Origin of the sequence: Nocardiopsis gilva YIM 90087 (assembly GCF_002263495.1) — a bacterium.
In the GTDB taxonomy this organism is placed as follows: domain Bacteria; phylum Actinomycetota; class Actinomycetes; order Streptosporangiales; family Streptosporangiaceae; genus Nocardiopsis_C; species Nocardiopsis_C gilva.
The window spans coordinates 1,872,899-1,890,091 of record NZ_CP022753.1 but is presented as its reverse complement, the minus strand read 5'-3'; the positions used below and the strand labels follow the sequence as shown (position 1 = coordinate 1,890,091).

Genomic DNA, 17,193 nt, shown 5'->3' with positions numbered 1-17,193 from the left:
AGCGTGTACGGCTCTCTTGAGGCCCGTGGCCCGTGGTCAGCGGCCGAGGTCCAGCAGGCCGGGCGGAGGGTCGATCACCATGCGGCCGGCGCCGGTGTCGACCTCGGGGACGAGCTCTCGGACGAACGGGACGAGCACGTCCTCGCCGGAGGGGTCCTTGATCACCAGGACGTCCTGGGCGTGGTGCAGGACGTCGTCGACCACACCGACCTCGCCCCCCTCGGTCGTCACGACGCGCATGCCGATGAGCTCGTGGTCGTGGAACTCGTCGGGGTCGTCCACCGGCGGGATGTCGGCGGACTCGACGAGCAGGGTCACACCGCGCAGCTCCTCCGCGCCGTTCCGGTCGGCGACGCCCTCGAAGCGCACGAGGAGTCGGCCCGCGTGCATGCGGACCGACCTGACGGTGAGCGGCCCGGCCGCGACCGGATCGGTCAGCAGCTTCGCACCGGCCACGAAACGCTCCGCCGGATCATCGGTGCGCACGTCCACCGCGACATCGCCGCGGATACCGTGCGCCCGGCCGATCCGACCGACAACGAGACGCATCCTTCTCCTTGAGGCAGGGGTCCGAACCACACGACAGGCGCGGTGTCCGAACATGACGTTAGGGCGCCGACCCATCCGGTGATCGGTCGACGCCCTAGCGCGCGATTCAGCGCACTTCGTGCAGGTCCAGCAGGTCGACGCGGACGTACCGCCCGCCGGCCAGCGAACCGATGACGGTCCGCAGCGCCTTGGCGGTGCGGCCGTTGCGGCCGATCACCTTCCCGAGGTCATCGGGGTGGACCCGGACTTCAAGCACCTTGCCCTTGCGGAGCCGCCGGGCTCTCACCTGGACATCGTCAGAGTTCTCAACGATCCCCCTGACCAGGTGCTCAAGCGCCTCTTCCAGCACGTCAGGCCTCGCCCTCGGACTTCTCCGCGGCCTTCTCCGGCTTGTCGGCCTTCTCAGCCTTCTCGGCCTTGTCAGCCTTCTTGTCTGCCTTCTTACCCTTGCCCTTGCCCTCGTCACCGGGCAGGACGAGCTCCTTCAGGACGGCCTGGAAGGCGGCTTCCTCGGCCTCCTTGTCGCGCGGCTCGGCGACCTTGAGCGGGTTCTGCGGCGCGGGAAGGCCCTTGAACTTCTGCCAGTCGCCAGTGCGGCACAGGAGGGTCTTCACCGGGCCGGTGGGCTGGGCCCCCACAGACAGCCAGTACTGCGCCCGCTCGGAGTTCACCTCGATGCGGCTCGGCTCTTCCTTCGGGTGGTAGAGGCCGATCTCCTCGATGGGCTTGCCATCGCGCTTGGTACGGGCGTCGGAGACGATGATGCGGTACTGGGGCGCGCGGATCTTTCCCAGTCGCTTGAGCTTGATCTTGACAGCCACGGAGTGGTCTTCTCCTGATTACGGTATGGATGCCCGGATCGGCGCCACGTGGGGTTGCGGCACGCCACCGAAGCGAGGACGTGGGCGACCGGACAAGTAGAGGGCCGGTCCGATTCGCCGTTAGTCAACACTCAATTGTGCCAGATGTTGATGGGTCTGCGTGCGTGCCCGGGCATTCCTCGGCGCGTCCGCGCTGACGCCCCGGCCGCCGCCGTGCGGCGGCGGCCCGTACCCACCCGCCCTGCCGCGCGGCGCACGCGGGCCGCCGCGTCCCGGCGATGAGCGGCACCTCACATCCGACGAGCGTGGGGGTGCCACCCGGTCGTCCCGGGTGACACCCCCACACCACGCGGCACGGAGGCCGCTACTCCTTGGGCAGCTTGAAGTCCGACAGGTCGGGCATCTTGCCCCCGCCGAGCCCGGGCGGAAGCTGCGGGCCACCACCGCCGCCGAGGCCCGGGGGCAGCTGCGGCTGGCCCGCCGCGCCGCCCTCGTCGCGGCGCTTCTGGCGCTCGGCCGCCTTCTGCGCCTCCTGCTCCTTGGCCTTCATCGGGTTGCCGCTGCGCTGCTTGCCCTTCTTGGCCTTCTTCGCCTGGGCCTTGGCCTTCTTCCGGCCGCCACCCCCCGGCATTCCCGGCATCCCGGGCATGCCCGGCATCCCGCCGTTCTTCATCTGACGCATCATCTTCTGCATCTCGAAGAAGCGGGTGACCAGGCCGTTGACGTCGCTGACCTGCGTACCGGAGCCGTTGGCGATGCGCAGCCGCCGCGACCCGTTGATGATCTTCGGGTTGGCGCGCTCACTGGGTGTCATCGACTGGATGACGGCCGCGATGCGGTCCAGGTCCTTCTCGTCGACGTTGCTGAGCTGGTCGCGCATCTGCCCCATGCCGGGCATCATGCCGAGCAGGTTGCTGATCGGTCCGAGCTTGCGGACCATCGACATCTGCTGCAGGAAGTCGTCGAGCGTGAAGTCCTCGTCGGAGGCCAGCGTGCTGGCCATCTTCTCGACCTCGGACTCCTCGAACGTCCGCTGCGCCTGCTCGATGAGGGTGAGGACGTCACCCATGTCGAGGATGCGCCCGGCCATCCGGTCCGGGTGAAAGAGGTCGAAGTCCTCCAGCTTCTCACCGGTGGAGGCGAACATGATCGGCCGCCCGGTGATGTGCCGGATGGACAGCGCCGCACCGCCGCGCGCGTCGCCGTCGAGCTTGGTGAGCGCCACCGCGTCGTAGCCGACGCCGTCGAGGAACGCCTGCGCCGTGTTGACCGCGTCCTGACCGATCATCGCGTCGACGACGAACAGGATCTCGTCGGGCGTGACCGCGTCGCGGATGTCGGCGGCCTGCTGCATCATTTCGGCGTCGATGCCCAGCCGGCCGGCGGTGTCGATGATGACGACGTTGTGGTTGTTGCGCTCGGCGTGCTCGATGGACGCCTTGGCGACCGCGACCGGGTCGCCGACACCGTTGCCCGGCTCCGGTGCGAAGACCGGGGTACCCGCGCGCTCGCCCACCACCTGCAACTGCGTGACGGCGTTGGGGCGCTGCAGGTCGGCCGCGACGAGCAGCGGCGTGTTCCGCTCACCCGCCAGCCACCGCGCGAGCTTGCCCGCGAGGGTGGTCTTACCGGAGCCCTGCAGACCCGCCAGCATGATGACGGTCGGCGGGTTCTTGGCGAAGCGGATCTCTCGGGTCTCGCCGCCGAGGATCTGGATGAGCTCCTCGTTGACGATCTTGATGACCTGCTGCGCCGGGTTCAGCGCCTTGGAGACCTCTTCGCCGCGGGCGCGCTCCTTGATGTGCCCGATGAACTCGCGGACGACGGGCAGCGCGACGTCGGCTTCCAGCAGCGCGAGACGGATCTCGCGCGCGGTGGCGTTGATGTCCTCCTCGGACAGCCGGCCCTTGCCGCGCAGCGAGGAGAAGACCGATGTCAGTCGGTCGGAAAGCGTCTCGAACACGAGTCTGGCCAGTCCTTCGTCTCGGGATTGGCTTCCAAGGCTACCTGCTGGGTCACCCCGGTGCGCCCGGCCGGCGGCGGCTCCGGCCACCGCAGCGTACACGGCGACGGGGCGACCGCCGGAGGCGACGCACCTGTGCCATCGCCCGGGGGCCGCCCCGCCACGCCAACGCGATCAGTTACCGGAGGGCTCCTCGGAGGAGTCCGACTTCTCGCCCTCGCCGCCCTCCTTGGCGGTCTTGCGCTGCTCCTTGAGGGACTTCAGCAGCTTGTCCTTGTCCTTGCCGCTCAGACCGCGGGTAGACAGCAGGCCCTTGCCCGTGACCTCATAGGATTTCGGGCTGGAGCTGGCGCCGAGCTTGTAGTCGACGCTGCAGGAGACGTCGACGGTCCCCCCGGCCTTCAGCGAGGCGGTGTCATCGCACTTCTTCTCGCCCAGCTCCTCGTTTTGGAGTGTGGCGTCGAGCCGGACGAGGACGGTGCCCTCGGCCTTCTCCCCACCCGTGGAGTCGTCCTTCACGGTGCCGCTGACCGTGCACTTCCCGCCGGTCTGGCAGTCGAGCTCGAGCTGGCTCTTCCACGCGACCGGGACACGGGCGTCGCGCGAACCGGAGAGGTCGTCCTCGGTCGCGCCGATCAGGTCCCCGAAGACCTTGTCGACATCCGCGCTCTCCGGCTCGGTGAAGTTCAGCCGCGTCCGCGGACCGCCCTCGCCGTCCTCCGGGTTGAGCTCCTCGATCTCCATCCGGAGCAGCCGGTAGGGCTCCTTCTCGCTGATCCACACGCGGTTCTTCTCACCGCCGTCGAGGTCCACGCGGTAGGCGGACGTACCGTCGAGGTTCTCCAGGGTGGCGGTGTCCTTCGCCGGGGCGAGCTTGCCGAGGATCGCGGCCAGCTTCTCCGGGGCGAGAACCTCCGACGGGTCCATGCCGAGCTGGCCGCCCGACACCCGCACCCAGCTGCCCGCGTACTTGTCGGAGTCGGGGTTGGCGACATCCTGGTCGAGCCAGTACTCGGTCGGGGCGTTGATGAAGAGCTTGTCGTCGGCCTCCATCACCTTGGCCTCGTTCTCGTTCTCCTGGAGCGTCCCGGAGACGGCACCGGAGTCGGTGACGGTGAGCGCGACCTCGTTGACGCCGCTCTCCTCCCCTTCCCCGCCGGAGGGGGCGATCTGGCCCTGCACGGCCACCGCCGGCAGCTCGCCGAGCGCCTTGACCGCGGCGTCCAGCACCGGCTTGGCGTCAACCGGGGTCGGCGACGGCGACGGCGACTCCCCGCCCCCGGGCCGCAACCCGCTCAGGTCGATCGAGCACCCCGACGCACCGAGTGCGAACGCGGCCAGCACGGCCGCGAACCTGAGTGGTCCGCTCGATCGGCGTCTGTTGAGATTGACCGGCGCCATCTTGCCTCCAGCCCCCACGGAATACGGGGTACACGGGATCGTTCGGGCTCTGCTGCCTTCGGGTCTTCGGACGCGCGAAACACGGCTCGCGGTTCCGGGTAGTACGGGGGGCGTCCTCAGGCGTCCTGGGCGCCGGGAGATCACCCCTGGCACGATCGGCGCAGTGCCCCCGTCGCTTGACAAGCGTATCGAACCCCTCAGCCACTCCCGGCACAGAAGATCACGAATGGGTGGGGTTCGGGTCCGATCGTAGCCGGTCATATCCGGACGCGCGTCCGAGTGGGCTGAGCAGGTGCCCCGAAACGCACCAGGACCGGCGAGGGTGTCCCTCACCGGTCCGGCTCCTTCTACCTTGCGGCGCTTGTGGCGCGGGGGCGCGCTCTACGTTGAGCGCCCTGCCCGGACCTACCGCAAGGTCACCTCCTCGCCCGGAGGCGTCGGCGAGGAGAGCTCGTTCCCGCTCTCAAGCTCGTCCAGCTCGTCGAAGGCGTAGGCGCTCTCCGCGTGCAGCTCGTGGTCGAGGCCGTTGGTCTCGATGTGCTCCGCGATCCGGAAGCCCATGGCCAGGTCGATCACCTTGCCGATGACGAACGTCACCACGAAGGAGTAGATCAGCACCGCGACGACCGCGATGAGCTGGACGGCCAGCAGGGAGAGGCCGGCGGTGTCGATGAAGCCCTCACCGGCGAACAGCGGACCGAAGACACCGTTGGGGGCGCCCTCGCCGGTCAGCGAGGAGGCCAGCAGCCCGATCAGGAGCGAGCCGATGACACCGCCCACCATGTGGATGCCGACCACGTCGAGGGCGTCGTCGTACTTGAAGCGGTACTTCCAGCTGATCGCGTAGGCGCAGACGCCACCGGCGACGAGGCCGAGGACGATCGAACCGAGCGGGGTGAGGTTGGCGGCGGCCGGAGTGATGGCCACCAGGCCGGCGATCGCGCCCGACGCGAAGCCCAGGGCACTGGTCTTGCCGTAGCGCAGCAGCTCCACCAGCATCCACGCGCCCACGGCCGCGGCGGTGGCGACCTGGGTGTTGACCAGCGCGAGAGCGGCGACCGCATCGGCGGCGTAGGCGGAGCCCGCGTTGAACCCGAACCAGCCGAACCAGAGCAGAGCGGTGCCGAGCAGAACGAAGGGCAGGTTGTGCGGGCGCATCTCCTGCGACCCGAAGCCCTTGCGGCGGCCCAGGACGAAGGTGAGGGCGAGCGCGGCGGCACCCGCGTTGATGTGCACCGCGGTACCACCGGCGAAGTCGACGACGCTGGCGCCGCCGATGCTCAGGGAGTCGAACCAGCCGCCGCCCCACACCCAGTGGGCAACGGGGAAGTAGACGAGCAGCGCCCATACGGGGACGAACACCAGCCAGGCGCCGAACTTGGCGCGGTCCGCGATCGCGCCGCTGATCAGCGCCACGGTGATGATGGCGAACATCATCTGGAAACCGACGTCGACGAGCTCGGGGTAGCCGTCGTCCGCGACCTCACCGACCAGGCTGTTGAGCCCGGCGTACTCGAAGCCGCCGATGAAGGGGGTGAGGGGTCCGGCACCGCCGCCGTAGGTCAGCGAGTGTCCGACGACCACCCACAGGACGCTGACGATCGCGATGCTCGCGAAGCTCATCAGCATCATGTTCAGGACGCTCTTGGCCCGGGACATGCCTCCGTAGAAGAAGGCCAGCCCTGGTGTCATCAACATCACCAGCGCGGCACTGATGAGCAGCCACGCGGTGTTGCCGCTGTCGATCATGTCGCCTCCGTGATTCGGGGTGGGGGGATGTGTCGTTGGCGATCCGAAGAGATGGACGGCGAGCACATCGTCGGGCTCGGCGGGGATCTTCTGCGCGGACCAGGCTCCTAGCTGCGTGTTTCTCGATGCGACAGGTGATGTTGCACGAATATGAAGAGATCACCCCGCGTGTTACGTCTGGGTGAATCGACAGGTCAAACGGCGACGCATGGGAGAGATCTACAAGCTCAGGCGCGTGGTCAGCGCGGCGTCAGGGAGGCGTCAACAGCGCATTTCCGCCCGTTAAGAACTCGCTAAAGCGTCCCGTGTACCGGGCGACGCCGGGAACGATTTTCGTTAGTTCGAAAACTACTGAACCTTACGAATCCCGCTGATCGACCGCCACGGTCAGCGGTGCGGCCGCGGCCGCACCACCCCCTGAGGCGCGCCCCCGACAGAAAACGGGTACGGAGGAATGAGCGAGCGGAAGAAACGAGATGAACCGACATGCCCTCACACCGCGTGACCATCATCTCGGCCCGGGGGCTCACCAAGAGCTACGGCCGCACCCAGGCCCTGTCCGGGGTGGACCTGGACGTCCGCCAGGGCGAGATCTTCGGCTTCCTCGGTCCGAACGGGGCGGGTAAGACCACCACGATCCGCATCCTGCTGGACCTGATCCGGCGCGACGGCGGCGAGGTGAACCTGCTCGGGCACGACCCGCGCACCGCCGGGTCCCGGCTCCGCGCCGACATCGGCTACCTGCCCGGAGAACTGACCATGGGCAGCCGGCGCCCCGCGCGCGAACTCCTGACCTACTACGGCAACCTGCGCGGGGGCGTCCACCCCACCCGCATCGCGGCGCTGGCCGACCGCTTCAAGCTCGACCTGGACAAGCCCGTCCGCGGTCTGTCCAAGGGGAACAAGCAGAAGGTCGGCCTGGTGCAGGCGTTCATGCACGACCCCCAGCTGCTCATCCTGGACGAGCCCACCAGCGGCCTCGACCCGCTGCTGCAACAGGAGTTCCTGGCGATGGTCCGCGAGACCCGCGCCGAGGGCCGCACCGTGTTCATGTCCTCCCACGTGCTCAGCGAGGTCCAGGAGGTCTCCGACCGCGCCGCGATCATCCGCGACGGGCGCATCGTGGCCACCGAGGACATGGACGCGCTGCGCAACCGGGTGGCGCGCGAGTTCACCGTCCGCTTCGGCGCCGAGCTCCCCGCCGAGGAGGTGGAGCGCTTCCGAGCCGAGGGGAACGTGCACGACCTCGTGGTCCACGGCACCACCCTCACCTGCACGATGCACGGCAGCCCGGACGCGCTGGTCAAGCTCGCCGCTCGGCACACCGTGCTCATGTTGAACAGCGAGGAGCCCGACCTGGAGCGGCTGTTCTTCACGCACTACAACAACAGCGGCACGGACAGCGAGGGGGCGGAGCGCGATGCTGCTGCGTAGCGTCTTCGGCAAGTTCCTCCAGGACACACGGCGCGCGACCATCGGCTGGGCGATCGCCGTGGCCGCTGTCACCGCCATGTACAGCGCCTTCTGGCCGACGATGAAGGACTCGGCCGATCTGATGGACGCCTACGCCCAGTCGATGCCCGAGGTCGCCGAGGCCATGGGCTGGGCCGACATGACCACCCCTGAGGGCTACCTCAACGGGACGGTCTACGGCCTGCTCGTCCCCATCCTCATGGTGATCGCGGCCGTCACCTTCGGCACCCGCGCCATCGCCGGTGACGAGGAGGAGGGCGGCCTGGAGCTGGTCCTGGCCCACCCGGTCAGCCGGGTGCGGCTGCTCGTCCAGCGGTTCGCCGCCCTGGTGGTGGTCATCGCGGTGATCGGGCTCGCCTCGCTGGTGACCCTGCTCCTGCTCAACCCCGGCCTGGACCTCGGCATCAGCCCCTACCACCTGTTCGCGGCCTCGGCGATCGTGGTGCTGATCGCGCTCGCCTACGGGGCGGTCGCGCTGGCGATCGGCGCGGCCACCGGCCGCCGGTCCTTCGCCCTGGGCGGGGCCGCTCTGCTGGCGGTGATCGGCTACCTCGGCAACACCTTCGCCCTGCAGGTGGAGGAGCTCGAGTGGCTGCGCTTCCTGTCGCCGTTCTACTACGGCTTCGACCCGGACCCGCTGGTCAACGGATTCGATCCCGCCTACACGAGCGTGCTCGTCGCGATCCCGGTCGTCCTGGTCGCACTCGGCCTGGGGGTGTTCGCGCGCCGCGACATCGCGGTGTGAGCCCTCGCCCTCTCCGCCTCGCCCCTCCGTTGATCTCGGAGATATTGGGGTCTCACGAGCGATTTAGACCCCAATATCTCCGAGATCAACGGAGGGGCTGTGACTGCGGTGGTGAGACGTCAGTCGTTCAATCCGTGCTGAGGATCGCGTCGACGAACGTCTCGGGGTCGAACGGCGCGAGGTCGTCGGGGCCCTCGCCGAGGCCCACGAGCTTGACCGGGACGCCCAGCTCCCGCTGCACCTGGATGATGATGCCGCCCTTGGCGGTACCGTCCAGCTTGGTCAGCACGATGCCGGTGATGTTGACGGCCTCGGCGAACACGCGCGCCTGGCGCATCCCGTTCTGCCCCGTGGTGGCGTCGAGGACCAGCAGCACCTCGTCGACCTGGGACTTCTTCTCCACGACGCGCTTGACCTTGCCGAGCTCGTCCATCAGCCCCGTCTTGGTGTGCAGGCGCCCCGCGGTGTCGACGATGACCGTGTCGACATGGTCGTCGACGCCGCGCGCCACCGCGTCGAAGGCGACGCTCGCCGGGTCGGCGCCCTCGTCCTTGCGGATCACCGGCGCGCCGACGCGGCCGCCCCAGGTCTCCAGCTGGTCGGCGGCGGCGGCGCGGAAGGTGTCGGCGGCACCCAGCACGACGCTGCGGCCGTCCCCGACGAGCACGCGGGCGAGCTTGCCGGTGGTGGTGGTCTTCCCGGTGCCGTTCACGCCGACGATCATGACCACGGCGGGGCGGTCACCGTGCGGCTCGGTGCGCACGCCGCGGTCCATGTCGGGGTCGATGTGCGCGATCAGCTCCGCGCGCAGCATGTCGCGCACCTCCTCGGGGGTGCGCCCGCCGTGCACCTTGACCTTGGTGCGCAGGTTGTCCACGATCTGGGCGGCCGAGGTCACGCCGACGTCGGCGGTGATGAGGGTGTCCTCGATCTCGTCCCAGGCGTCGTCGTCGAGCTTGTCGGCGGCGAGCAGCGAGAGCAGCCCCTGCCCGAAGACGCTCTGCGACCGGGCGAGCCGGGCGCGCAGCCGCACCAGCCGGCCGGCCGACGGCGGCGGGGTCTCCAGCTCCGGAGCGGCCGGAGCCGCGGCGGGCGGCGCCTCGGGCTCGGCGGTCTCCACGCCCCCGGCCGCTTCCCGCTCCTCCGGTTCGGCGACAGCCGTGCCGGTGGCGGCGGCCTCGTCCTTCACCTCGGCGGTCGGCTTCTCGTCGGTGACCCCGGGGCGCCGGGGCCGGATCAGAAAGACGCCGCCGAACACCAGGACGGCGATGAGGAAGATGGCAACGGCGAAGATCGTGTAGTCCATAACGTCGTCCAGTTTCGCAGAAGCAGGGGCACGATCAGGTCACCGAGGGGGTGACGTGGGCGGACATCACATCGCGCGGTCGCGCGTCCCCCGCAGCACGAGGACGAAGAACGGGGCGCCGAGGAAGGCGGTCACCACGCCCAGCGGGAGTTCGGCCGGGGCGAGGACGGTGCGTGCCACGATGTCCATCAGGACGAGGAACGCGCCGCCGAGGAGCAGTGACATCGGCAGGATCATCCGGTAGCCGGTGCCGACGAGCCGTCGCACGATGTGCGGCACGACGATGCCGACGAAGCCGATCAGCCCGCTCACCGCCACCGCGGCGGCCGTGGCCAGGGAGGCGGTGGAGATCACGATCAGCCGTACCACCGTCGCGTTGAGCCCGAGGCTCAGCGCCTTCTCGTCGCCGAGCGCGAGCAGGTCGAGCAGGTAGCCGCAGCCGAGCAGGACGATCACGCTCACGGCGGCATACGGCGCGACCATGGTGATGTCGTCCCAGCCGCCCCGGCCCAGTCCGCCGAGGACCCAGGCGTAGATGCGTTCCAGCTCCTCGATGCGCATCTGCTGGAGCAGGGTCTGCATCGCGGCCAGGAACGAGGAGACGGCGACACCGGCGAGGACGAGCGAGGCGGTGCCGCCGCGCCCGGTGGTGTGACCGAGCGCGTAGGCGGCGGCGACCCCGAGGAGCGCCCCGAGGAAGGCCGCGACCGGGACCAGTCCGCGCGGTGAGTCGAAGATGTCGCCGCCGAACGCGATGATGATCGTCGCGCCGAGCCCGGCCCCGCCGGCCGCCCCCAGTAGGTAGGGGTCGGCCAGCGGGTTGCGGAACACGCCCTGGTAGGCGGCGCCCGCGGTGGCCAGCAGGCCGCCGACCATCGCGCCGAGGACGACGCGCGGCAGGCGCAGCTGCACCAGGACCGCGATCTGGCGGTCGTTGAGCGGGGACTCCGTCCCCGCCCCGACCTTGGCGAGCAGGGTCTGCGCGATGTCCCCGGGGGTGATGGAGGCGGCCCCTGAGGCGACGCCGGTGATCACCGCCGCGAGGAGGACCGCCAGGCCGCCGAGGAGCCACGCCCACGACGGCCGAGTGCGTCCGAACACTGGGGTTAGTTCTCCTCAGCGGCCAGGACGGCGTCGGAGACGTCCTGCGCGAGGTCGACGACGCGCGGCCCCCAGCGCGAGGAGATGTCCTCGTCCAGCTGCACGATGTTGCCGTCCTTGACGGCACTGACCTTGTCGAAGGCGGGCCGATCCTCGACGTCGGCGACGGCGTCCTTGCCCGCGTAGGCGAGGAAGATCAGGTCGGGGTTCTCCTCGACGATGAACTCCGGGGAGAGCTGCGGGTAGCCGCTCGCGGCGTCGTCGGCCTTGTCGGCGATGTTCTCCAGCCCGAACTCGCCGTAGATCTGCCCGATGAAGGTGTCCGAGGTCGCCGAGTACATGGTGTCGTCGACCTCGTGGTAGTAGGTGAGGTCGGTGTCGCCGATCTTCTTCTTGGTGTCGGTGACGATCGTGTCGATCTCGGACTCGACGCGGTCGGCCTCGGCGTCGGCCTTCTTCTCGTCGCCGGTGACCTTGCCGAGCAGGCGGATCTGGTCGTAGGTGTCGTCCAGGCTCGCGGCCGCGTCCAGGACGAGGACCGGGACCCCCACCTTCTCCAGCTGTTCGGCCGCGTCCTCGGCGCTGCGGGCGAGGATCACCAGGTCGGGGTCTTCCTCGGTGATCGCCTCGACGTTGGGGGTGAAGCCGGAGAGGTCGGTGGTGGGCGCCTCTTCGGGGTAGTTCGAGTAGTCGTCGGCGGCCACGACCTGGTCTCCGGCGTCGATCGCGAAGAGCATCTCGGTCGTGCTGGGCGACAGGGAGACGATGCGCTCCGGCGCCTCGTCGATGGTGACCTCGCCGCGCGCGTCCTTGACGGTGACCGGGAAGTTTCCGGCGGACGTGCTGGACGCGGAGTCGTCGGTGGTGTCGGGGCCACCGCAGGCGGCGGTCAGAACGAGCGCGGCCGGCAGCAGTAGGGCCGACATGCGGCGTGCGATGCGCACGGGACTCCTTCGGGGGAACGCAGGACAGGGGGAAAGCGCGCAGCCCGCCGGTGTCAGGACGGACCGTCCTTCCCACGAGGACAGGTGTCGTCGACAGCTGAGCGAGGCGGCCCGGCTCGTCCCGGCCCCTGCGGCGCAGGCGTCGGGCATCACGGTTGCGGGACAGCGCCGGGTTCCCGGGGACCTCGCGGTGACCCGGACCGGACTTCGCTCACCCAGTGCCGTTGGACCGCCGGTGGGGTCCGGCAGCACAACATGTCCACTTTATCCGTTTCACTCCACGCCCCACCGAATGCCCGTCCCCCTTCCCCGTTGATCTCGGGAAGGTGCGCCAAATTCCGGCGGTTTTTTGGCGCACCTTCCCGAGATCAACGGGAGGGTGGGCGATGGGTCAGCGGCGCTCCAGGCGTTGGCTGATGACCTGGGAGATGCCGTCCCCCTGCATGGTCACGCCGTACAGCGCGTCGGCCGCCTCCATGGTGCGCTTCTGGTGGGTGATCACGATCAGCTGGGACGAGGAGCGCAGCTCGTCGAAGATCACCAGGAGTCGCTGGAGGTTGGTGTCGTCCAGGGCGGCCTCGACCTCGTCCATCACGTAGAAGGGCGAGGGGCGGGCCTTGAAGATCGAGGCCAGGAAGGCGACCGCCGTCAGGGAGCGCTCGCCGCCCGACAGGAGGGAGAGGCGCTTGACCTTCTTGCCCGGTGGGCGGGCCTCCACCTCGATGCCCGTGGTGAGCATGTTGTCGGGGTCGGTGAGGACGAGTCGGCCCTCGCCGCCGGGGAAGAGGCGGCCGAAGATCGCGGCGAACTCGCGCTCCACGTCGGCGTAGGCGGCGGTGAAGACCTCGCGGACGCGGCCGTCGACCTCCTCGACGATACCGAGCAGTTCGCGGCGGGTCTTCTTGATGTCCTCGAGCTGCGCGGTGAGGAAGGCGTGGCGCTCTTCCAGGGCCGCGAACTCCTCCAAGGCGAGGGGGTTGATCTTGCCGAGCTGGTTGAGCTGCCGCTCGGCGGTGCGGGCGCGCTTCTCCTGGACCTCGCGGACATACGGGACGGCCACGGCCTCACCCTCGGGCGCGTCGGCCGGGGGCGGGACGGGAACACGGGGGCCGTATTCGGAGATGAGGTTGGGGACGTCGACGCCCATCTCCTCCACGGCCTTGGTCTCCAGCTGCTCCAGGCGCAGTTTGCGCTCGGCGCGCGCGACCTCGCTGCCGTGGACGACGTTGACCAGCTTCTCCAGCTCCACCGACAGTTCGCGGACCCGTGCGCGGACGGTCTTGAGTTCGCCGTCGCGGGCGGCCCGCTCCTCCTCGGCCGCCGCGCGCTCGGCGTCGGCCCCGGCCAGGGAGGACTCGATGCGGCGCAGGGCCTCGGCCGCGCCCTTGGCCACCGCTTCGGCCACGAGCGACTGGCGACGGCGGCGCTCGCGGCGCAGGGCGGCGCGCTCGCGGCTCTGGCGTTCGGCGGCGGCCGCGCGCAGCAGGCTGTCGGCGCGCCCGGCGATCGATCGGACCCGTTCTTCGGCCGTGCGGACCGCCAGGCGCCCTTCCATCTCGGACGCGCGCGCGGCGGCGGCGCTCTCGGCGAGGGCGTCGCGCCGATCGGTGTCGGGTTCGCCGTCGTCGACGGGTTCGGCCTCGGCCTCGGCGAGCCGCTCCTCCAGCTCGGCGAGGCGGTCGAGGTCGCTCTGGCGTCCGGCGGCGGCCTTGGCCGCGGCGGCGGTGTAGCGCTCCACCTCGGCGGCGGCCGAGCGGGCCTGTCCACCGAGCTTGCCGACCTGCTGGGCGACCTCGTTGCGGCGCTTGGCGGCGGACCGGCGGCGGACGGCGATCTCCTCTACGGCGCTCGCCGCCTGTGCCCGCTCCCGCTTGGCCTCGTCCAGGTCGGCGGCGGCCCGCTTGGCCGCGGTCACCGCCTCCTCCAGCTGCTCGGTGGCTTCGTCGACCGCGGCCTGGACCTCCAGCAGGCTCGGCGCGGTCGAGGACCCGCCGTGCACGAGGGCGGGGGTGAACACGTCCCCCTCGGGGCTGACGGCGCGCACCCCGGGATGGGCCGCCACGACCTCGCGGGCCTGGGCGGCGTCGGCGACGAGGACGACGCGGTCGAGCAGCTCGGTGACGGCCGCCTCCAGGGACGGCGGCGGGCTGAGGACGTCGACGGCATACCGCAGTCCGTCGCCCAGCCGCGGCCACTGCGCGCGCGGCGGTGCCGTCCCGCCTCCGGACGCCTGCGACGAGGCGATGACGATGCCGGCCCGCCCGGCGTCGTCGCTCTTCAACAGCTCCAGCGCGGCCTCGGCGGCAGCTGGGTCCGCGACCGCCACGGCGTCGGACGCCACTCCCAGCGCGGCGGCGACGGCGGTCTCGTGGCCGGGCTCCACCTCCACCAGGGCGGCGAACGAGCCGAGCAGGCCGGGGAGCCGCTCCGCCGCGCCCAGGAGCGCGGCGGCGCCGTCCTTGCGGTTGAGGCCCATCTCCAGGGCCTCCTTGCGAGCGGCGAGCGCCGCGCGCTCGCGCTCGGCCGTGTTCTCGGCGTCGCGCAGCTCGTTCACCCGCGCCTCGGTGGCGGCGAGTTCGTTCTGCGCGTGCTCGTGGGCGGCGTCGAGTTCGGCGTCGCCCTCGTCGAGCCCGGCGGAGTCCTCGGCGGCCTGTTCGTACTCGGCCTGGGCGATTTCCGCGCGCTCGCGGGCCTCGGTGGCGGCGTCGTCCAACCGCTCCAGCTCGGCCTCGCTGGCGGCCAGGCGGCTGCGCAGCGCGTCGACGCGGCCGCGCAGCTTGGCCATGCCCTCGCGCCGGTCGGCCGCGGCGCGGGCGAGATGGGCGATGCGCTGTTCCTCGGCCTTCAGGGCCTCCTCGGCGGCGGTGCGCTCGCTGACAGCGGCCTCCAGCCGCTCCCGGGCGTCATCGAGGCGGTACTGGAGTTCCTCCTCCTGCGCGCGCACCTCCTCGGCCTCGGCCTCCATCTCCTCGGGGTCGCGGCCGTGCCGCTCCTCCTCGGGTTCGGCGGCGAGATTGCGGTGGCGTTCGGTGGCCAGGCCGGCGACCGCGTTCAGCCGCTCCTTGAGCCGGGACAGCCCGTGGAAGGTGTCCTGGGCCTGGGCGAGCAGCGGCGCGGCCTCGGCGGCGGCCGCGTCCAGCTCGGCCTCGCGGGCCTGGGCGTCGGCGAGCGACTTCTCGGTGGCCTCGCGGCGGGTGCGCACGGCCGACTCGTCGGCCTCCTCCTTGCGCAGCGCCTCGGTGAGGGTGACGATGTCGTCGGCGAGCAGCCGGAGCCGGGCGTCGCGCAGGTCGGCCTGGATGACGGCGGCGCGGCGCGCGAGTTCGGCCTGGCGGCCCAGCGGCTTGAGCTGGCGGCGCAGCTCGGCGGTGAGGTCGGTGACGCGGTCGAGGTTGCCCTGCATCGCCTCGAGCTTGCGCAGCGCCTTCTCCTTGCGCTTGCGGTGCTTGAGGATGCCCGCCGCCTCCTCGATGAGGGCGCGGCGTTCCTCGGGGCCGGCGTGCAGGACGGTGTCGAGCTGGCCCTGGCCGACGATGACGTGCATCTCGCGGCCGATGCCAGAGTCGCTGAGCAGGTCCTGGATGTCGAGCAGACGGCAGGTGTCGCCGTTGATCGCGTACTCGGAGCCGCCGTTGCGGAACAGCGTCCGTCTGATGGTGACCTCGGAGTACTCGATGGGCAGCGCACCATCGGTGTTGTCGATGGTGAGGCTGACCTCGGCGCGGCCGAGCGCGGGGCGGGAGGAGGTCCCCGCGAAGATGACGTCCTCCATCTTGCCGCCGCGCAGGGACTTGGCACCCTGCTCCCCCATGACCCAGGCAAGCGCGTCGACGACGTTGGACTTGCCCGAGCCGTTGGGGCCGACGACACACGTGATGCCGGGCTCGAAGCGCAGCGTGGTGGCCGACGCGAAGGACTTGAATCCCCGCAGCGTGAGGTTCTTCAGGTACACGCCCGGCGGCCTCCTCCCCTACGCGCACCGTTCCTTGGCTAATGCATAAGGGTGCCATGAACATCGCGCCGATGCGGCCCGATCGTCGCGGTGTCGGCCATGGTCATAGCCACAGCAGGGGTGACGGAGCCGTTAGCGACGGACATGCGCGAGGGAAGGTGAAACCGACCCCTGGGCATACCAATTGCCCGATTCACCGAAGATTGTGGAAATCGCCCCGGGGGTATGCCCTTAGATAAAGAGGAAGGGTCAAGGGCCGGGAAACAGAGGGCAACGAAAACCCCTAGCGAACCCTAGGGACGCCGGAACTGTTGCGCTAGGCGTCCCTTGACCGGCCGTTGCGTCAACGCGGGTTCGTATTTTGCGCGGGGTGGGCGTTACGCGAGTGCGGGCTCGCGGTCGGTCGCACTTACCGTGACGTCGGTGACAGCTGCGGAGAGCTGATCGTTGTGGGCCTGAAGTCGTCCGATCTCGTCTTCGAGGTCACGTACTCGCTTCTGCAGCCGTCGCATCTCCTGAACCATACGAGGATCAGGACCGCCAACGTGGCCGAACAGAGCCTTCGCCATGATGTGGGTCCTCCACACTGAGTGACCAGACTGTTGGCACGCACATTTGAGCCACGATCTCGCGGGCGGGTGCTGCTCGCCGTCCGCGTCGTGAAAGGAAAGGCGCGCGGTCTGCCTTCCAGCGTCTCACTATGGGCGCCCCTGGTCAAGATTGACTGAAACCGTAAGTAATCAAACAGTAACCGGGCATGTCGCACCGCACGATCCGGCATCGGGTACCCCCGGTCGAGACACGCCCACATCCCGTGCAGCAGTGGGAAGGCGGATCACGACGCGGCGCACGGCGCCCACGAATCGCGTTGTCCTTCCAGCATACTCACCGCTCGGTAAATCCGGAGAAGGAACCCCGGATTTCCCCAACGTTCAACGACCGAATCCACGCGACCAGGCGTCTCACCGCCACGCAGGTGTGCGAGCAGTTGCTCACACGCCTCGTGCGTCCCTTCCGCGACGACCTCCACCCTGCCGTCGGCGAGATTGGTCGCCGCCCCACGAGCCCCAGCTCCAGCGCGCGGGCGCGGACCCACCAGCGGAAGCCGACCCCCTGCACACGGCCGCGCACCCATGCGGTCATCCGCATATCGCTCAACCGGTCGTTCCCTTCTTCTTCGCCTCCGGCT

The 17,193-nt window shown here is 70.0% G+C and carries 13 protein-coding genes and 1 pseudogene; 2 read left to right on the top strand and 12 right to left on the bottom strand.

The genetic code is table 11. The features are described 5' to 3' along the window. Positions 1–36 precede the first annotated feature (36 nt). The 6 genes from rimM to CDO52_RS08870 all read right to left on the bottom strand — a co-directional run bounded on the left by rimM (position 37) and on the right by CDO52_RS08870 (position 6,483). Positions 37–549, bottom strand: coding sequence for a ribosome maturation factor RimM (rimM, locus tag CDO52_RS08895; protein WP_017617452.1), 513 nt, complete (start codon positions 547–549; stop codon positions 37–39). A 106-nt stretch (positions 550–655) separates the two neighbouring features. After that, positions 656–898: an RNA-binding protein gene (locus CDO52_RS08890; RefSeq protein WP_017617451.1), complete on the bottom strand. Its 243-nt coding sequence runs from the start codon at positions 896–898 to the stop codon at positions 656–658. Position 899: 1 nt separating this feature from the next. Then, a complete protein-coding gene (gene rpsP, locus CDO52_RS08885; RefSeq protein WP_017617450.1) occupies positions 900–1,370 on the bottom strand; it encodes a 30S ribosomal protein S16 in 471 nt (156 codons plus the stop codon). A 364-nt stretch (positions 1,371–1,734) separates the two neighbouring features. Continuing rightward, positions 1,735–3,333, bottom strand: a complete 1,599-nt coding sequence (ffh, locus tag CDO52_RS08880) for a signal recognition particle protein (RefSeq protein ID WP_017617449.1) — start codon at positions 3,331–3,333, stop codon at positions 1,735–1,737. Between the two features lie 174 nt (positions 3,334–3,507). Next, on the bottom strand, positions 3,508–4,677 hold the full coding sequence (locus CDO52_RS08875; protein WP_152471522.1) for a LolA-like protein: 1,170 nt from the start codon (positions 4,675–4,677) through the stop codon (positions 3,508–3,510). Positions 4,678–5,139: 462 nt separating this feature from the next. After that, entirely contained in the window at positions 5,140–6,483 is a 1,344-nt protein-coding gene (locus CDO52_RS08870) for an ammonium transporter (protein WP_017617447.1), read from the bottom strand. 486 nt (positions 6,484–6,969) lie between these two features. On the opposite strand from CDO52_RS08870, the gene CDO52_RS08865 reads away from it, so the two are divergent. Then, entirely contained in the window at positions 6,970–7,917 is a 948-nt protein-coding gene (locus CDO52_RS08865) for an ABC transporter ATP-binding protein (protein ID WP_017617446.1), read from the top strand. Next, on the top strand, positions 7,904–8,701 hold the full coding sequence (locus CDO52_RS08860; RefSeq protein WP_017617445.1) for an ABC transporter permease subunit: 798 nt from the start codon (positions 7,904–7,906) through the stop codon (positions 8,699–8,701). Before CDO52_RS08865 ends, CDO52_RS08860 begins: the two co-directional genes overlap by 14 nt. Before the next feature lie 127 nt (positions 8,702–8,828). Here the strand turns inward: CDO52_RS08860 and ftsY are convergent, their stop codons facing one another. From ftsY to CDO52_RS08830, 6 genes and pseudogenes are all read right to left on the bottom strand, one after another. Next, positions 8,829–10,007 (bottom strand): signal recognition particle-docking protein FtsY, encoded by a 1,179-nt coding sequence (gene ftsY, locus CDO52_RS08855; protein WP_017617444.1) that lies wholly within the window; start codon positions 10,005–10,007, stop codon positions 8,829–8,831. A 66-nt stretch (positions 10,008–10,073) separates the two neighbouring features. Next, positions 10,074–11,108 (bottom strand): FecCD family ABC transporter permease, encoded by a 1,035-nt coding sequence (locus CDO52_RS08850; protein ID WP_094932306.1) that lies wholly within the window; start codon positions 11,106–11,108, stop codon positions 10,074–10,076. Between the two features lie 5 nt (positions 11,109–11,113). Beyond that, positions 11,114–12,052 (bottom strand): ABC transporter substrate-binding protein, encoded by a 939-nt coding sequence (locus tag CDO52_RS08845; protein ID WP_017617443.1) that lies wholly within the window; start codon positions 12,050–12,052, stop codon positions 11,114–11,116. Between the two features lie 391 nt (positions 12,053–12,443). After that, positions 12,444–16,004: a chromosome segregation protein SMC gene (smc, locus tag CDO52_RS08840; protein ID WP_017617442.1), complete on the bottom strand. Its 3,561-nt coding sequence runs from the start codon at positions 16,002–16,004 to the stop codon at positions 12,444–12,446. A 377-nt stretch (positions 16,005–16,381) separates the two neighbouring features. Beyond that, complete coding sequence (locus CDO52_RS08835) at positions 16,382–16,573, bottom strand: hypothetical protein (RefSeq protein WP_026125550.1); 192 nt, start codon at positions 16,571–16,573, stop codon at positions 16,382–16,384. 316 nt (positions 16,574–16,889) lie between these two features. After that, positions 16,890–17,153: pseudogene (locus CDO52_RS08830) on the bottom strand (acylphosphatase). Between the last annotated feature and the right edge of the window lie 40 nt (positions 17,154–17,193).

What these genes read in the sequence shown, in the direction of transcription:
- rimM (WP_017617452.1), bottom strand. Translation starts at nt 549, where the DNA reads ATGCGTCTCGTTGTCGGTCGGATCGGCCGGGCGCACGGTATCCGCGGC.
- CDO52_RS08870 (WP_017617447.1), bottom strand. Translation starts at nt 6,483, where the DNA reads ATGATCGACAGCGGCAACACCGCGTGGCTGCTCATCAGTGCCGCGCTG.
- CDO52_RS08865 (WP_017617446.1), top strand. Translation starts at nt 6,970, where the DNA reads ATGCCCTCACACCGCGTGACCATCATCTCGGCCCGGGGGCTCACCAAG.
- CDO52_RS08860 (WP_017617445.1), top strand. Translation starts at nt 7,904, where the DNA reads ATGCTGCTGCGTAGCGTCTTCGGCAAGTTCCTCCAGGACACACGGCGC.
- ftsY (WP_017617444.1), bottom strand. Translation starts at nt 10,007, where the DNA reads ATGGACTACACGATCTTCGCCGTTGCCATCTTCCTCATCGCCGTCCTG.
- CDO52_RS08835 (WP_026125550.1), bottom strand. Translation starts at nt 16,573, where the DNA reads ATGGCGAAGGCTCTGTTCGGCCACGTTGGCGGTCCTGATCCTCGTATG.